The organism is Streptomyces humidus (assembly GCF_014649655.1).
GTDB lineage: Bacteria > Actinomycetota > Actinomycetes > Streptomycetales > Streptomycetaceae > Streptomyces > Streptomyces humidus.
In genome coordinates this window covers 75,440-89,819 of sequence record NZ_BMTL01000008.1, presented here as the reverse complement: position 1 = coordinate 89,819, position 14,380 = coordinate 75,440, and the positions used below count along the sequence as shown (strand labels likewise).

The 14,380-nt window shown below is 70.4% G+C and carries 16 protein-coding genes; 11 read left to right on the top strand and 5 right to left on the bottom strand.

What is annotated here, in order from left to right; all coding sequences use genetic code 11:
* Positions 1–119 precede the first annotated feature (119 nt).
* From IE239_RS11415 to IE239_RS11395, 5 genes are all read left to right on the top strand, one after another.
* The gene (locus IE239_RS11415) at positions 120–530 is read left to right on the top strand and encodes a VOC family protein (protein ID WP_190149133.1); all 411 of its coding nucleotides are present in this window, start codon (positions 120–122) and stop codon (positions 528–530) included.
* Positions 531–769: 239 nt separating this feature from the next.
* Positions 770–1,981, top strand: coding sequence for an ROK family transcriptional regulator (locus IE239_RS11410; protein ID WP_190149132.1), 1,212 nt, complete (start codon positions 770–772; stop codon positions 1,979–1,981).
* 474 nt (positions 1,982–2,455) lie between these two features.
* Positions 2,456–2,602: a lasso RiPP family leader peptide-containing protein gene (locus tag IE239_RS11405; protein WP_190149131.1), complete on the top strand. Its 147-nt coding sequence runs from the start codon at positions 2,456–2,458 to the stop codon at positions 2,600–2,602.
* 18 nt (positions 2,603–2,620) lie between these two features.
* Entirely contained in the window at positions 2,621–4,516 is a 1,896-nt protein-coding gene (locus IE239_RS11400; RefSeq protein WP_268254506.1) for an albusnodin/ikarugamycin family macrolactam cyclase, read from the top strand.
* Positions 4,513–5,427, top strand: a complete 915-nt coding sequence (locus IE239_RS11395; RefSeq protein WP_190149129.1) for a lasso peptide biosynthesis B2 protein — start codon at positions 4,513–4,515, stop codon at positions 5,425–5,427. The genes IE239_RS11400 and IE239_RS11395 overlap by 4 nt, the downstream gene beginning before the upstream one ends.
* 251 nt (positions 5,428–5,678) lie before the next feature.
* Here the strand turns inward: IE239_RS11395 and IE239_RS11390 are convergent, their stop codons facing one another.
* Positions 5,679–5,837 carry a hypothetical protein gene (locus IE239_RS11390; protein ID WP_190149128.1) on the bottom strand — a complete coding sequence of 53 codons (159 nt, stop codon included), beginning with the start codon at positions 5,835–5,837 and terminating at the stop codon, positions 5,679–5,681.
* A gap of 606 nt (positions 5,838–6,443) precedes the next feature.
* Between IE239_RS11390 and IE239_RS11385 the strand changes: the two genes are divergently transcribed.
* Positions 6,444–6,677, top strand: a complete 234-nt coding sequence (locus IE239_RS11385) for a hypothetical protein (protein ID WP_190149127.1) — start codon at positions 6,444–6,446, stop codon at positions 6,675–6,677.
* 549 nt (positions 6,678–7,226) lie between these two features.
* Here IE239_RS11385 and IE239_RS11380 read toward each other — a convergent pair.
* From IE239_RS11380 to IE239_RS11370, 3 genes are all read right to left on the bottom strand, one after another.
* Complete coding sequence (locus IE239_RS11380) at positions 7,227–8,192, bottom strand: pirin family protein (RefSeq protein WP_190149126.1); 966 nt, start codon at positions 8,190–8,192, stop codon at positions 7,227–7,229.
* Between the two features lie 118 nt (positions 8,193–8,310).
* Positions 8,311–8,811, bottom strand: coding sequence for a hypothetical protein (locus IE239_RS11375; RefSeq protein ID WP_190149125.1), 501 nt, complete (start codon positions 8,809–8,811; stop codon positions 8,311–8,313).
* A 25-nt stretch (positions 8,812–8,836) separates the two neighbouring features.
* Positions 8,837–9,298, bottom strand: coding sequence for an ATP-binding protein (locus tag IE239_RS11370; RefSeq protein ID WP_229878031.1), 462 nt, complete (start codon positions 9,296–9,298; stop codon positions 8,837–8,839).
* A gap of 130 nt (positions 9,299–9,428) precedes the next feature.
* Between IE239_RS11370 and IE239_RS11365 the strand changes: the two genes are divergently transcribed.
* Positions 9,429–9,659, top strand: a complete 231-nt coding sequence (locus IE239_RS11365; RefSeq protein WP_190149123.1) for a DUF397 domain-containing protein — start codon at positions 9,429–9,431, stop codon at positions 9,657–9,659.
* Positions 9,660–9,893: 234 nt separating this feature from the next.
* On the top strand, positions 9,894–10,808 hold the full coding sequence (locus IE239_RS11360; protein WP_190149122.1) for a helix-turn-helix domain-containing protein: 915 nt from the start codon (positions 9,894–9,896) through the stop codon (positions 10,806–10,808).
* A 158-nt stretch (positions 10,809–10,966) separates the two neighbouring features.
* Here the strand turns inward: IE239_RS11360 and IE239_RS11355 are convergent, their stop codons facing one another.
* Entirely contained in the window at positions 10,967–11,785 is an 819-nt protein-coding gene (locus tag IE239_RS11355; protein WP_190149121.1) for an SAM-dependent methyltransferase, read from the bottom strand.
* 272 nt (positions 11,786–12,057) lie between these two features.
* Between IE239_RS11355 and IE239_RS11350 the strand changes: the two genes are divergently transcribed.
* The 3 genes from IE239_RS11350 (at position 12,058) to IE239_RS11340 (ending at position 14,247) form a co-directional block, all read left to right on the top strand.
* Positions 12,058–12,771: a helix-turn-helix transcriptional regulator gene (locus tag IE239_RS11350; RefSeq protein ID WP_190149120.1), complete on the top strand. Its 714-nt coding sequence runs from the start codon at positions 12,058–12,060 to the stop codon at positions 12,769–12,771.
* Positions 12,768–13,745 (top strand): threo-3-hydroxy-L-aspartate ammonia-lyase, encoded by a 978-nt coding sequence (locus IE239_RS11345; protein ID WP_190149119.1) that lies wholly within the window; start codon positions 12,768–12,770, stop codon positions 13,743–13,745. The genes IE239_RS11350 and IE239_RS11345 overlap by 4 nt, the downstream gene beginning before the upstream one ends.
* A 142-nt stretch (positions 13,746–13,887) precedes the next feature.
* Positions 13,888–14,247, top strand: coding sequence for a cupin domain-containing protein (locus tag IE239_RS11340; RefSeq protein ID WP_190149118.1), 360 nt, complete (start codon positions 13,888–13,890; stop codon positions 14,245–14,247).
* Positions 14,248–14,380 lie beyond the last annotated feature (133 nt).

Below are 14,380 nucleotides of genomic sequence, written 5' to 3'. Positions count from 1 at the left end.
CCCCCGACAGAGCCTCGCCGCGCTGCCGGCCGGGCGGCCTGCCTCGGCGGACTCGCGGAGGTGCGGCGCTAACCTGATCACTCGCCGACTGCCTGAAAACGCCGAAGGAGGCCGTGGCTGTGGAGATCGTTTCGTCCCAGAAGGTCACTCCGTTCCTGATGTTCGACGGGATCGCCGAGGAGGCGATGTCCTTCTACGTCTCGCTCTTCGACGGCGCCGAGGTCGTCGGCATCACCCGCTATGGCGCCGAGGGGCCCGGCAAGGAGGGGAGCGTGCAGCATGCGACCTTCTCGCTCGCCGGAGTTCAGTTCATGTGCATCGACAGCCCGGTGAAGCACGACTTCACCTTCACTCCCGCCGTCTCGCTCTTCGTGCAATGCCAGGACGAAGCCGAGTTGAACCGCCTCTACGCGGCTCTCGCGGAGCGGGGCACCGTGCTCATGCCGCTGGGAGACTACGGTTTCAGTCCCCGGTTCGGCTGGGTCAACGACCGGTTCGGCGTCTCCTGGCAACTGAACCTTCCCGCTTGATCGGTTCGGATGAGTGCTGATCACTTGTTGCGAAATAGCTTTCCGTATTGACGCGTGATTGTGATTTTCAGCCAAAATATGATGTGCAGGTTGATCGATTTCGTATGCTGGACGCCTTGCTCCCCCGGTGCTCGCGACATCGATCGAAGTCCTGCCGCGTTCGAATCGAAGAGCGCCCTGGTATCTTTTCCCCTCAGGGAGTGAAGAGTTGAAGCACCGACATCGGCTGGGGGGCGTCAATGGCGGGCGTGCGGGATCTTTTAGGCCGGCTGCCGGAGGTGACGCCCACACGGGGCGTCAACCGCAAGAAGGTACTGCTCGCCGTTGCGATCAAGGCGGGCACTCAGGTCGACATCGCGCGGCGCACGATGCTTTCCCAGGCCACCGTGTCGACCGCGGTGCGGGAGCTGGCCACGGCCGGTCTCGTGCCGGAAGCCAAGGCGGAGGGGAAGAGCCGCGGCGGCAAGGTCACTCTGGTTCCTGTCGATGACGTGGGCGTAGGCGTCCACCTCGGGTTCAACCACATCACCGTGGTCGCCCGCAGGCTCGACAAGGAATTCGACCAGGTGAGCGCGACGGTGAGCGGGGAAGGCGTCAGCAGGGGCTGGCACAGGGCGCTTCCCGAGGTCAAGGAGATGATCGAGGAAGCGATCGAGGCGACAGGCCGGCGGCGGACCGACGTGCTGTCCCTCGGTATCGCCGTGCCAAGAATGATCAATCCCCGCACCGCCGAGTTCACCCCGCCGATCCTGCCGCCGTGGCGGCCGGGCGACGACCCGGCGGGGGACCTGGGCGCATGGCTGGGGGTACGCGCCGTCATCGACAACGACGCCAATCTCGGTGCGCTGGCGGAACAGACCTACGGCACGCGCGAGAACGCCGAGACGGTGGTCTACGTGAAGGCGTCGACCGGGGTCGGGGCCGGCATCATCGTGCACAACAGCGTGCTGCGCGGCCACGGTGGCATGGCGGGGGAGATCGGACACCTCACCGTCGACCCGGAGGGAACGGTGTGCCAGTGCGGCGGGAGGGGCTGTCTGGAGACGGTGATCGGCGCCGATGCGCTGATCGCCCAGGTCCGCGCCGCGCGTGCCCGGGGCAGCGCGGCGGGGCCCGAGACGCTGGAACAGGTCCTTCGGGCAGCCCATGAGCAGGACGCGGTCTGTATGCGGGTGATCCACGACGCGGGCCGCCGCCTCGGCCATGCGCTCGCCCAACTGTGCAACATGCTCAACCCCGATCTCGTCGTCGTCGGCGGGCAGCTCGCCGAATCCCGGCTTCTGCTGGAGGGCTGCAACGAGTCGCTGCACCGTTTCGCGCTGCCTGGCGCGGTCGCCGAGGGCTCCGAGTTCGCGCTCACGCTCAGCGAGCTGGGGACCCGGGCCGAAGCGCAAGGGGCCCTGGTCCTGGGGCTGCGCGGACAGGAGAGCGCGGGAAACCCGCAGACGTAGGGTTTCGCGCGTTCGGCGGGGCGGTCCTGGGGAACGGGCGGACGGACGGCCGTGCGACAGTCACATCGTGCGGGAGACGCCCGGGCACGGCAGACCACCGGCCGGCTCTTCGAAGTGAAAGGAGAACTTTCGATCCGCCCCGGCTTCTCTTCGAATGAGCGGTCATTGTTCATCGAATGGAACGGCGGATGCGCGGACGCACGCCACCGAGACCGCGCCGGTCTTCGAATTGTCAGAAGGCCGCGGGTAAACAGGCAGGCCAGCAGGGTGTGTCCCGCCGTCCGGTTCGATTGATTCGGTGCATGGCGCAGAGCGGCCACGGCTACACTTCATTCGAGATCCGAGTCACATACGCCACTCGCGCACTTGTCTTTCTCGGGGTATTCCCCCGTTCGACCTTAGGCGGACACCATGACCCATGAGCCTGTCGCTGTATTTCCGTGTGACGATTCCGCGGATGCGGAGCACACGGCCATGACGGGTGCGCCGTCGTCGCCGGTCCGGTCGTCGACCACGGCCTACGTGTCTCCCGTGCTCGTCGACCTGGGTCACCTCCGCGAAGTGACACTCGGGAGTTCGCCGAACGGCAGCGCCGACGCCAACGCCCAGTACTACTGGTGATGGCGCGGAACCGTCGTCATGTTCACCTCTGGTGCATCCACTCCTCTCACGGAGAACCGCGGTCCAGGCTCTGCCTCCCTCCTCCCCCGTGGCCCCACCGTCGCGGGAGTGCTCCCGCCCGCCCGCCCCGCTCCCCCCGGGGATGCCGTCAGGGTGTGGCCCGCCGAACGGTTCCTGTGGACCTGGGGCCACTGGCACCCGGGTGAGGTGCGCACCGTCGAATGCGCGCGGGCACGCCTGGTCACGGTCGGCCAGTGCCTCGCGAGCGCCACGACGATGCGTCAGGACCTGGCGCGCTCGGCCGGGGACGGGCACTGGGAACGGCTGACGCGGTGGCCCGGCGCGTATCTGCTCATGACGGTGCGGGACGACGGAGCGTTCACCGCCTACACCGACCCGGCGGGGCAATTCCCCCTGTACTACGCGCAGTCCGGCGACCGCACCGTGATCGCCACACGGGCGACGGCCGCGGCCCTCCTGGCGGGGACCGGCGGAGCCGCCGACCCGACCACCCTGGCGGCGCACATCGTGTGTCCCTCGGTTCCCGAACTCACCGCAGGACGAACCGCGTTGGCCGGCGTCCAGCAACTCGGCGGCGGACAGGCCCTGCGGATCGAGCCCTCAGGAGCCCTCGAGCACTGGACGTACGAACGCCTGGACGCCGACAGCGGCGCGGGGTTCGCGGAGAGCGCCGAACGCCTGAGGTCGGCACTGACGAGCGCCATGTCCCTGCGCACGGGCGGTTCCGCCCGGGTCACCTCGGACTTCAGCGGGGGCATGGACTCGACGTCGCTGGCCGCCCTGGCCGCACGTACGTCCTCGGAGCCGCTGGACGCCTACGTCTACCACCACCCCGAGGCGCCGGCCGGCGATCTCGAACACGCCCTTGCCTACGCTGCGATGATCCCGGGCCTCCGGCTGAACGTGACCCGGGGCGACGAGGCTTCACTGCCCTACCGCGACATGGGCGAGCAACTCCCCGCGGACCAGCCCGATCCAGGAGCGGTGATCGGCGCGCGGCTGCGGCTGCGGCTGTCCCACATCGCGGCCGGCGGCCGTGGGATCCACCTGACCGGGGAAGGAGGCGACGCCCTCCTGGCGGCGCCGCCCTCCTGTCTCGCCGACCTTCCCGCTGTCGCCGGAGTGCGCAGACTCGTCCGGGACGGGCGCGCTCTGGCCCGGATGCGCAAGGTCTCTCCCGCGAGCACGGTGTCGCGAGCCCTGCGCCTGGCCCGCACACCGAAGCGGAAGGCGTTCGACGAACTGGCACTCCTGCTGGAAGAGCCCCCGCGGCATACGACACAGTGGCTGGACGCCGTCGCCTGGTGGCCTCCGCCCGGTCCGGAGGCGGCATGGCTGACCACCGGCATGCGCCGCCGGCTCGCCGAACTCGCCCGAGAGCGTTCCCGGTGCTCCGACTCCGGGTCCGCGCCGTCGAAGACGCCCGGGGCACGCGCCGTCCTCTGCGAACTGCGCAACTCGGCCGCCGTCCAGAACCGACTCATCGAGACGGCGCGTGTGTTCGGTACCTGGCCGCACGCGCCTTTCCTGGACGGCGAGGTCGTACGAGCCTGTTTGAGGCTGCCGCCGGCGCACAGGACGGACCCCTTCGTCGTCAAGCCCCTCCTGGCCGCCGGACTGACCGGCCTGGTGCCTGACGACGTGTTGCGGAGAAGAACCAAAGGGGACTACTCCGCGGAGAACTACCGTGGCGTCCGGCTGTCGGCCGACGAGATCCGCGTACGACTTTCCCGTTCACCGCTGGCCGACCTGGGCGTGATCGAGCCGTCGCGGGTGATCGCCTCGCTCGACCGTGCGGTCGCCGGACTACCGGCTCCTTTTCCGGCGCTCGACCGCCTGCTGGGCGCCGACATCTGGCTGGCGTCTCACGGCGACGGAAAGGAGCTGACATGACACGCCTCAACGTGCCCGACCATGTCCATGAGAGCGTGGCGTCGCACGGCGGGAGCGTCCTGCTGGACGCCCGCTCCGGCCGTTGCTTCGCGATGAACTCCGTGGCGCGAACGCTGTGGCGGGAATGGCGGCGCGGTCAGGACTTCGAGTCCGCGGTGAACCTGCTGACCAGCCGCTATCCCGCACCCCAGCACGACCAGATCCGCGAGGACGCCCGCAGGCTCGCCGACGACCTGATCGGGCGCGGTCTTCTCACCGCTGAAGGACCGGAGCCCGTGCGGGACACCCCGGACGCGGAACCGCACGCGGAGACCCCGGACACGGAACCGCACGCGGAGACCCCGGACACGGAGCGGCGCGCGGAGACGCCGCATGCGGAGACGCCGAAGGCGGCGGGCGTCGCACGGGCCGCCCGCACACCGGCGGCGGCAGGCGGCAGCCCACCTCACGCGCCCGGTCAGCTCCCGACGGCGGCCATGAGGATGATGGCTGCTGTTCCGGTGTGTCAGGGGCGTGCCGGGGAGCGCCGCAGCGCCGCGGCGACGGCTGCCGGACTGCTCGGCCTCATGGTGGCCCTGTTGCTGATCCGGCTGCCGTTCGGCGTTCTCGTCCACACGGTGGACCGGGCCGCCCGGTGGCGGTGCGGGAGGGAAGCGACCTCGCGAGAGGCGGCGGACGCTCTGGCGGTCGTGCGCAGCGCCGCCGAGTGCTACCCGGGGCGGGCCGCATGTCTGGAGCTGTCACTGGCCACGGTCGCCGTGCTCGCTCTCCGCGGCCGGCGTGCGGTCTGGTGTGTCGGCGTCGCCGAGGACCCGTACCGCTTTCATGCGTGGGTCGAAGCACAGGGCGTCCGCGTCATTCCGGCGGGTGAGTACGAGGAGGCAGGCTTTCGTCGTGTTCTCTCGGTCTGATCACGCGTGTCGCGTCGCAAGCGGATTCATGGACATGATCGGCGTTGCTGTTCCGTTTCCGCCGCTCGGTCTTCGATTCGAACCCTTCCCGCGCCGCGAAATGCCTCTTGCCGGACAGTTGCGGACAGAGAAGGGTGCCAGGGCGGGATTCCCCTTCAACGCGGCGTGATTGTGCGCTAATCTTTCCATGGGGAAGGGGCGGCCGCCGGACTTCCGGCAACCGCCCCCGCTTGAAGGTCAGTTAGTGCGGCTCAGACACGCGGCAGGAGCGTGTCGAGCAGTGACGAGTCGCCGGGTCCGTGAGTCGGCAAACTCAGGATCGCGATGACCACGACGATGATGACTACTCGCAGGTGCTGCCAACGCACAGCCACCGTGCAGCGGGTGGTCATCGTCATCTTCATGCCCATGTGTCCTCACCTCCTTACCCCACGCGCCGTCGACCTTTCCGAGGATTCGGGAGGGTGGAGCGGCTCCGTGCGGATTCCAAGTGTTGCCCCGAATTCGATGGAAAACAACGCGCTTTGACGCTGTCTCAGCAGCACCGCACGCCCCATGTGCAGCAGGCGGTGGGCCGAAGAGTTCGATTCGCAGCGGTGGGGTGAGGTCTCACGCCGGAATTCGGTGAACCAAAAAGCAAGAGCGCTCTCAAGGAATGAAGATCGTGTCCTCGGCGGCGTCCGCCGTGCTCCTTCGCGCGGCGCTCCCCACGAGTCGACGATCGCTTTCGTGACCGCGGGCCGAGTGCGGGGTTTCTGATGAATCGAAGATTCACCGCGGGCAGAACGTCACCGCGTTCGTCGAATAGGGCGCCCAGGGGCCCGGATTCCGGCCCCGGGGCTCTGTGGGCGAAGACCCGGAGAGCATCGCAACGTGACGCAAATCACACCTGTGGGGTCCGACGCTCTGGCCGCGCGCACTCGTCATGACCTCGGCCCGGCGATGCGTGGGGCGGGCGGTACGCGGGTGACGACCGGCTGCGATTCAACTCGGTGTATTCCTGCGGCACCTTGATCGTGGCGCATTCGAGGTTCTTCCCGCACGTGCTCCACGTGAGCGGTGGCGGGGACGGGAGGGAGGCCGACGCGGCCGCTGCGGACGCGCTGCGCGGCAGCCCCGAGGCGCCGGAGGAGCACCCGGTCAGGGCCATGAGGGCTGCGGCGAACACGGCCCCGTACCGGGCGGCGGGCCTTGCCCTCGACTGGATCATGATGGTCGGCCCAGTGGGCAGCGCCGGCCAGGGAGGCTGACCGCACACCCGGCCGGACGTCCCAGCAGCGCACGAACGCGGGGCGGCGGCAGTCTCGCAGGGCTGCTCGACCGAGCCCGCGAGTCCCCGCCCACGACCGTGGTGCGCCGAGCGCGGGCTCGACCATGGGCTGCTCGGTGCGGTGGTCGATGCGGTGGATACATCGTCCTGCTTGAGCGGTGCCCCTGGGGCCGCCAGGCCGGCCCGATCGGCACCGGATTCAGCAGCGGCTCCGCCACGACCACCGCCCTACGCCGGCAGACCCGCGGGCCGCGCCCCGGCGCCTGTCATCATCGCCCGGCGCCCGCAGCGCCTTCAGGGCAGAGTGATGCACCAGGGCGATGTTCAAGGCCGGGAATCCTCTGGTGGGCGTGCCCCGGGACCGCTCGCGACGAGCGAGCCGCGCCGTACTGACTGGACAAGGGCCACAGGGCGAGCGTTGCCGAATCCGTTCAGCGCAGGGATCCGCGCACGGCGCCAGGCCACCGAGTTGGCGTCCTTGACCCGGGCAGAAGTGACCCCTGGACGAGGAGCGCGACACTTCCGCAGGTCAGCGCACTCTTCCGCGTGGTTTCAGCGGCACCGGCGGCAGCTCCGGCGCGGGCAGGGGACCCCCGTCGTACCCGATCACCTCGCCGAAACGTGTGCCGTTCATCCAGTCCTCGCGGGCCTGTTCGATCTCGGCCTGGGTGCGGCCGACGAAGTTCCACCACATGACGAGCTCCTCCTCGAACGGCTCGCCGCCGAGCAGCATCAGGCCCGCGTCCGATGCGGCCCGCAGGGGCAGTTCGGTGCGGCCGCAGCCGAGGTAGAGCATGGAGCCGGGGAGGACGGGGACGCCGTCCACGTGCACCTCGCCCGACATCGACAGGACGCCGTACTCGAAGTCGGGCAGCAGCGGCAGCCGGACGTCGGCGCCCTGGACGAGGGCGAGGTCGGCGCCCACGATGGGGGTGTAGGCCGATCCGGGTGACGTGGAGCCGTCGAGGTCGCCGAGGAGCACCGTGGCCGTGAGGCCGGGCGCGGTGACCGTGGGCAGTTCGGCGTGGTGCTCGAAACGGGGTTCGGTGTGCCGGTGCGCGTCCGGCAGCGCCACCCAGAGCTGGGCGCCGTGGAGGAGACGGGCGTGCGCCCGCGGACTCTCCTCGGAGTGGCTGATGGCGCGCCCCGAGGTCATCAGGCCGAGTTCCCGGGGCCGGATGGTCTGCAGGCTGCCGGTGGAGTCGCGGTGCAGCACCTCGCCCTCGTGCAGCCAGCTGACGGTCTGCAGGCCCATGTGGGGATGCGGCGGGACCTGCATGCCGGGTTCGTCGGCGATGTCGTCGGGGCCGTAGTGGTCGACGAAGGCCCAGGCGCCGATCATGCGCCGGCCGAGATTGGGCAGCAGCCGGCGCACCTCCGTCGACCCGCCGAGTTTCAGATGGCGAGGGCTCAGCAGCTCGCGGACGGGTTCGGCGACGACGAATCCACGGCCGCCGCACACACTCGGCACGGGCGAGCCATCAAGGTTGCTCATGCTGCCAACCTAGCGCCCGTGCGGAGGTGCGCGGGACGAGGGAGACGGCCCGTGGTCGGCAGGCGCCCGGATCCGCGGTCGGTCCGGCGGACGAGGGGTGAGTCGGCCGGGAGGGCGCTCAGCCCTGCGGCCGGTCGGTCAGCGCGGCGGCGAGTTCCGTGGTCGCCCGCTGTATCTCGGTGTCCGGTTCGGCCAGCAGCTGGCGCAGGACGTCGCGCTGGGCGCGGACGGCGTGGCGGGCCGCGCGCTCCCACGCCACGTAGTTGTCGGGATGGTGCAGCAGTTTGGGGTACGCGACGGCCGTGGTCTCCCACTGCCGGGCGTCGGCGATGCTCTTGAGCAGGCGCAGGATGTCCGCGCGGCAGGTGACCTCGGGGAGCCGGACGAGTTCCCAGAGGAAGGGCACCGTCGCCGCCGTCGCCTCCTCCACGACGAAACCGAACTGACAGATCCTCCGCCGGAGTTGCCTCAGGGCCGAGTCGGCGCTGTCGGTGTCCCCCCGCGCCAGCGTGGCGAGCAGGAAGGGGATGGCCGCGGCGGATCCGGTGGAGTCCTTGATCTCGGGCCATGGCACGTGTGCCAGGTCCGCGAGCGGTGCGGTTCTCTTCGTGGCAGTCATGTCCGGTGTCTGGTGTGGTCGGGGATCAGGGCAGGTGCCGGGTCGGCAGCATGGCCCAGACGGTCTTGCCCACCGGGCAGCGGCGGGTCCACCCCCAGTGCTCGGAGAGGGCCTCGACGATGTGCAGTCCACGGCCGTGCTCCAGGAGGGCGTCCTCGGCGCGCGGGTAGACGGGCAGGCTGTCGCTCGGGTCGGTGACGGCGCACACCAGGTGGGAGCGGCGCAGGGTGAGCCTGAGCCGTACGCCGAACTCGTCCGCCGGGGTGTGGGGGAGTGCGTGCAGCACCGCGTTGGCTGCCAGTTCCGTGACGACGGTGACCGCGTCGTCGCTGCAGTGGTCCAGGGACCAGTGGCCGAGGGTGCGGTGGGTGAAGTCCCTCGCCTGGGCGAACTCTTGCCGGCTGCCCGAGAGGTTCAGGGCGGCGGTTCTGGGCGAGTCGCGGACGGCGACGGACTCGTGGCTCCGGAACTGCGCAGGTGATGGCACGGGGCATCTCCCTGAGACGACGTCAGGACGGTGGGCCAGAAGTGCGGTTGACGGCATGGCTATTATCCACGCTGAAGGGGTCCTCGTGCAATTTCACGGGAAATTGCGCGTACGAAGCGAGGAGGGTGCAATGCCGTCAGTGCCGAACGGAGTGCGGGCGAGCTCGCTGGGCGTCCGCTGGCTGAAGAGCAGTCACAGCAATGCCGAGGGCAACTGTGTCGAGGTCGCGGCCCTCGAGGGCGGAGGCGTCGCGCTGCGCAACTCCCGTGACCCGGACGGCCCGGCGCTGGTGTACACGCCGGCCGAGGTGGCCGCTTTCGTGGCAGGGGCGAAGGGCGGGGAGTTCGATCACCTGGTGTGAGGTTCACGCGAAGGCGACGTGAGAGTCCGGGAGCGGGCTCGGCGGAGGCGAGGGACGCGACGGACGCGGACGGACGCGCGGCGTCGAGGGGGTACGAGGGGTGCACCGGATCGTGAAGGTGTCCGGCGGGGCGCGAAGGCGCTCCACGGAACCCCAATTCCCTTGGTACGTGCGGCCGGAGGGGTTCGGATGCGATAATGCGGTCTGTCGTCTGCCGGTCCACGGGGAGTCAGGATGTCCGCCGAGTCACCTCGAGTGTCCCGCCTCGAACCGTATCTGAACCGGGCCGAGCCCGCTCCGACCTTGCTGAAAATGCTGGTCGGGGTGCAGCTGGCGGGCATCCGGGAGGATGCCGGCTACGCGCAGGAGCAGGCCGCGCGTGCCCTCGGGTTCAGCCCGGCGAAGCTGTCGCGCATCGAAGCGGGCAAGGGGCGAAAGCCTCCCGTCGAGGGCGATGTGCGCGCCCTGCTGTCGCTGTACGGCGCCGGCGACCACGAGTCCTCCGTACTGATCCAGCTGCTGCGGCAGGCGGGCCAGCCCGGGTGGTGGCAGCGCTACGACAAGCGGTTGATGCCCGAGTGGTTCGACCGGCTGGTCGGGCTGCAGGAGGCGGCCACGGCGATCCGCACCTTCGAGATCCAGTACGTGCCCGGCCTGCTGCAGACTCCCGCGTACGCGCGTGCCGTCGTGGAGCGCGGGCTCCCGTCGGCGACGTCACGGGAGGTGGAGCGCAGGGTGGAGCTGCGTGCCCGGCGCACCCAACTGGTGCGCCGGCCGGACGCCCCGCAGGTCTGGGCCATCCTCGACGAGTCGGTGCTGCTGAGGGTGCTGGGCGATCGCGAGGTGATGCGCGAGCAGCTCACCCACCTCGTGGAGCTGGCCGCTCTGCCCCATGTGACGGTCCAGGTGGTGCCGTTGGACGTCACGCACGCCTCGGCGCCGGCCATACCGGTCACCTATCTCCGTTTCGGCGGCGTCGACCTGCCCGATGTCGTGTATCTGGAGCAGATCCGCAGCGCCACCTTCCTGGAGGACCAGGACGAGACGGAGGAGTACCGGGTGGCGCTGGACCGGCTGGCCGACGAGGCGCTCAACCCGCGTGACTCGGTGGCGCTGCTGGAGGCGACCGCGCGGCAGCGCTACTCCTGACGGCGCGGCGGCGCCCGGCGCGGGGTGGCCCCGCCGACGACGTCCCGGGTGGCCCGGCGCTCCTGCCGCGACGATGCGACGGCCGGGAAGGTACTGCGGCCGGGAGGGAAGATGCTGCGGCCGCGTGACGCCGGCCCGGACGGAACGGCCCGGACGGGCTAGTTCAGGCGGCCTATACCGCCGAACTCGATCCATTCCTTGGTGAGTTGACGGGGTGCGACCTCGGTGTCGGGACGCCAGGTGGAGACCTCGACCAGTCCCGGTTCGATGATTTCCAGGCCGTCGAACAGTGCGGCGACGTCCTTCTCCTGGCGTACCCGCCCCCAGTGGCCCTGGGTGGCCTTGTCCATGAAGTCCGTGACGAAGTCCCTGACCGCCGGGTCCTCACTGACGAGCTGACACATCAGCACGAAGCTGCCGGGGGCCAGGTGTTCGGTCACCCGGCGGACCAATGCCTGCGGCCCGTCGGAGTCGCTGTCGGGGATGCAGTGGAACACCGAGTTGAACAGCACGGCCACCGGCTGGGAGAAGTCGATCAGGCGCTGGGTGTCCTGATGGGCGAGGATGGTCTCCGTGTCCCGCATGTCGGCGTGGATGACGGCGGTCCGCTCGTCCTGCTCCAGCAGGGCCCGGCCGTGCACGAGGACCATGGGGTCGTTGTCCACGTAGACGACGTGCGTGTCCGGGGCGATGCGCTGTGCGACCTGGTGCACGTTGTCCTGGGTGGGCAGGCCGGAGCCGTGGTCGAGGAACTGCCGGATGCCGTACTCCTGGCTCAGGGTGCGCACGGCCCGCTGCAGGAAGCGCCGGTTGTTCAGCGCGAGGGCGCGCGTGCTCGGGACGACCTTGTCGAGTTCCTCGCAGGCGGCACGGTCGGCCGCGTAGTTGTCCTTGCCGCCCAGGTAGTGGTCGTACATGCGCGCGGCTGTCGGAACCGAGGCGTCGATCGACGTGGACAGCTGCTTGCCAGACTGCATCTCTTCCCCCAGATCCCGGCCGTGCCACGGACTGGCGCGGTCGTCAACCCATCCTAGGGAAAAGGCAATTGACGGCACCACCCATTGATCCACACTTCCCCGTCGGTCCCACCCCCGAGGCCGGAACCGCACGGCCGGAACCGCACGGTCGGAGCCGCGACAGCGAACGGCCGCGCCGGCATCGGCGCACCGCGACCGGGCACCGCATTCGGGCACCCGGACATGGGTGGACTGAGCGTCCAAGCGCTGGACTCGTGGTCTAATATCGTTCCATGGAAGCCACAGAGGCGAGCCGAGCCCGGGAATCCGAGCGGGACGCGATCCTGGGAGCGCTGGCTCCCGTCGTCGAGGGGATCGCGGCGACCTTCGGACCGGTGTGCGAGGTGGTCCTGCACGACTACCGGCGACCGGAGCGGTCCGTGGCCGCCGTCGCCGGATCGGTGACGGGGAGGACGGTCGGCGGCGCCATGAGCGAGATCGGCATGCGGGTCCTCGCCCGCGGCGACGACGCCGTCGACGAGCTGAACTACGTCACCCGCACCGGCGCCGGCAAGCTGGTGAAGTCGTCCACGATGGTGCTGCGCGACTCCGCCGGCGCGGTGTTCGGCGCGCTGTGCGTCAACGTGGACGTCACGGAGGTGGACCGGGTGCAGGGCCTGCTGGCCGTGCTCGCGGGGACTGCGGGAGCGCGGCCCGACCCGCCGGTGACCACCTTCGGCGACGACATCGACTCCGTCGTCGACGCGCTTCTCGACGCCCATCTCGCGCGCCAGGACCAGACGTGGGCCGGACTCGACGGCCCCCGCCGGCTCGCGCTCTTCCGCGGTCTGGACGAACGCGGTGTGTTCGCCGTACGCCGCGCCGTCGAGCAGATCGCCGCCCGCCTCGGCATCTCGCGCGCCTCCGCCTACAACTACCTGTCCCGTTCCCGAGCCGCGCGTGACGCCGACGGCTCCGACGGCACCCCCGAGGGAGCACACCCGTGACGACCACCCCCCTGCCGATCACTCTCGACGACGTGCGCGACGCGGCGGTCCGCCTCCAGGGCGTCGCGCATCGCACGCCCGTCCTCCGTTCCCGGACCCTCGACCGGATCGTCGGCGCCGAGGTCCTGCTGAAGTGCGAGAACTTCCAGCGCGTGGGCGCCTTCAAATTCCGCGGCGCCTACAACGCGGTTTCCCGGCTGGCCCCCGAACAGCTCGCCCGGGGCGTCGTCGCGTACTCCTCCGGCAACCACGCCCAGGCCGTCGCGCTGGCCGCGCGCGAACTCGGCGCCTCTGCCGTGATCGTCATGCCCGAGGACGCACCGCGCTCCAAGCGGGCGGCGACGGAGGCCTACGGCGCCGAGATCGTGACGTACGACCGCTACAGCGGCGACCGGGCGGCCCTCGCCGGGGGGCTGGCCGCCGACCGGGGCCTGGCGCTGATCCCGCCCTACGAGCACCCGCACGTCATGGCGGGACAGGGCACCGCCGCGCTGGAACTCCTGGAGGAGGCGGGGGAGTTGGACGCCCTGCTGGCGCCGGTCGGCGGCGGCGGGCTCATCGCCGGAAGCGCGACCGCGGTCAAGGGAACGCGGCCGCGCGTCCGCGTCGTCGGCGTCGAACCGGAGGCCGGGGACGACACGAAGCGTTCGCTGGAGGCGGGCCGGCGCATCGAGATCCCGGTGCCGCGGACCATCGCCGACGGCCAGGCCCTGCACACCCCCGGAGAGCTGACCTTCTCGGTGAACCAGCGGCTCGTGGACGAGATCGCCCTCGTCTCGGACGACGAGATCCGCTCGGCCATGCGGTTCGCGTTCGAGCGTCTGAAGGTCGTCATGGAGCCCAGCGGCGCCACCGGTCTGGCCGCTCTGCTCGCGGGCCGGGTCGAGGCTCCCGGCCGCCGGATCGGCGTGATCGTGTCCGGCGGCAACATCGACGCCGCCCGTTTCGCCGAGTTGTGCGGCGGCGCCGGCTGATGCCGGTGTCGCCCGGATGGCGGCCTGCGGTGGACAGGTGGACGATGGAGGCGTAGGGGCGCGGCTCACACCGGTGACGTCCAGGTCTGCCGGGGAGACCGGCCCCGGCCGTGGTCGAGCGCGGCCGGAAGGGAGGAGCGTCATGATGGAAGTGAAGACGCTCGACAAGCCGGACGAGCGTCGCGATTTCCCCCGTGGCCACATCGAGGCCGTCCATATGACGGGGCTCGACTTCGCCGTGGCGACCTTCGAGCCCGGCTGGCGGTGGACCGAGTCGCTCGCGTCGATCGCGGGCACCGACACCTGCATGATCCACCACAACGGCTATGTCGTCTCCGGACGCATGCACGTCACCATGGACGAGGGCGGCGAGGCCGAAGTGGGCCCGGGCGACGTCTTCGTGATCCCGCCCGGCCACGACGCCTGGGTGGTGGGCGACGAGCAGTGCGTGGTGTACGACTTCGCCGGGGCCATGGCGAAGGACTACGGCAAGGCCGAGTAGGGCTACGAGCACGCAGCCGCCCGGCGAGGCCGGATACGCCTCCCCGGGCGCGGACGTCGTCCGGCACGGGCACGCCGACAGCGTCCGAGGATGCGGCAGTTCGAGGTCCTGTGCGACTACCGGCCAGCCGCGC

Coding starts and splice junctions, on each gene's coding strand:
- IE239_RS11375 (WP_190149125.1), bottom strand. CDS start 8,811: ATGACTGCCACGAAGAGAACCGCACCGCTCGCGGACCTGGCACACGTG.
- IE239_RS11405 (WP_190149131.1), top strand. CDS start 2,456: ATGACGGGTGCGCCGTCGTCGCCGGTCCGGTCGTCGACCACGGCCTAC.
- IE239_RS11340 (WP_190149118.1), top strand. CDS start 13,888: ATGATGGAAGTGAAGACGCTCGACAAGCCGGACGAGCGTCGCGATTTC.
- IE239_RS11395 (WP_190149129.1), top strand. CDS start 4,513: ATGACACGCCTCAACGTGCCCGACCATGTCCATGAGAGCGTGGCGTCG.
- IE239_RS11360 (WP_190149122.1), top strand. CDS start 9,894: ATGTCCGCCGAGTCACCTCGAGTGTCCCGCCTCGAACCGTATCTGAAC.
- IE239_RS11365 (WP_190149123.1), top strand. CDS start 9,429: ATGCCGTCAGTGCCGAACGGAGTGCGGGCGAGCTCGCTGGGCGTCCGC.
- IE239_RS11350 (WP_190149120.1), top strand. CDS start 12,058: ATGGAAGCCACAGAGGCGAGCCGAGCCCGGGAATCCGAGCGGGACGCG.
- IE239_RS11390 (WP_190149128.1), bottom strand. CDS start 5,837: ATGGGCATGAAGATGACGATGACCACCCGCTGCACGGTGGCTGTGCGT.
- IE239_RS11400 (WP_268254506.1), top strand. CDS start 2,621: ATGTTCACCTCTGGTGCATCCACTCCTCTCACGGAGAACCGCGGTCCA.
- IE239_RS11410 (WP_190149132.1), top strand. CDS start 770: ATGGCGGGCGTGCGGGATCTTTTAGGCCGGCTGCCGGAGGTGACGCCC.
- IE239_RS11380 (WP_190149126.1), bottom strand. CDS start 8,192: ATGAGCAACCTTGATGGCTCGCCCGTGCCGAGTGTGTGCGGCGGCCGT.
- IE239_RS11355 (WP_190149121.1), bottom strand. CDS start 11,785: ATGCAGTCTGGCAAGCAGCTGTCCACGTCGATCGACGCCTCGGTTCCG.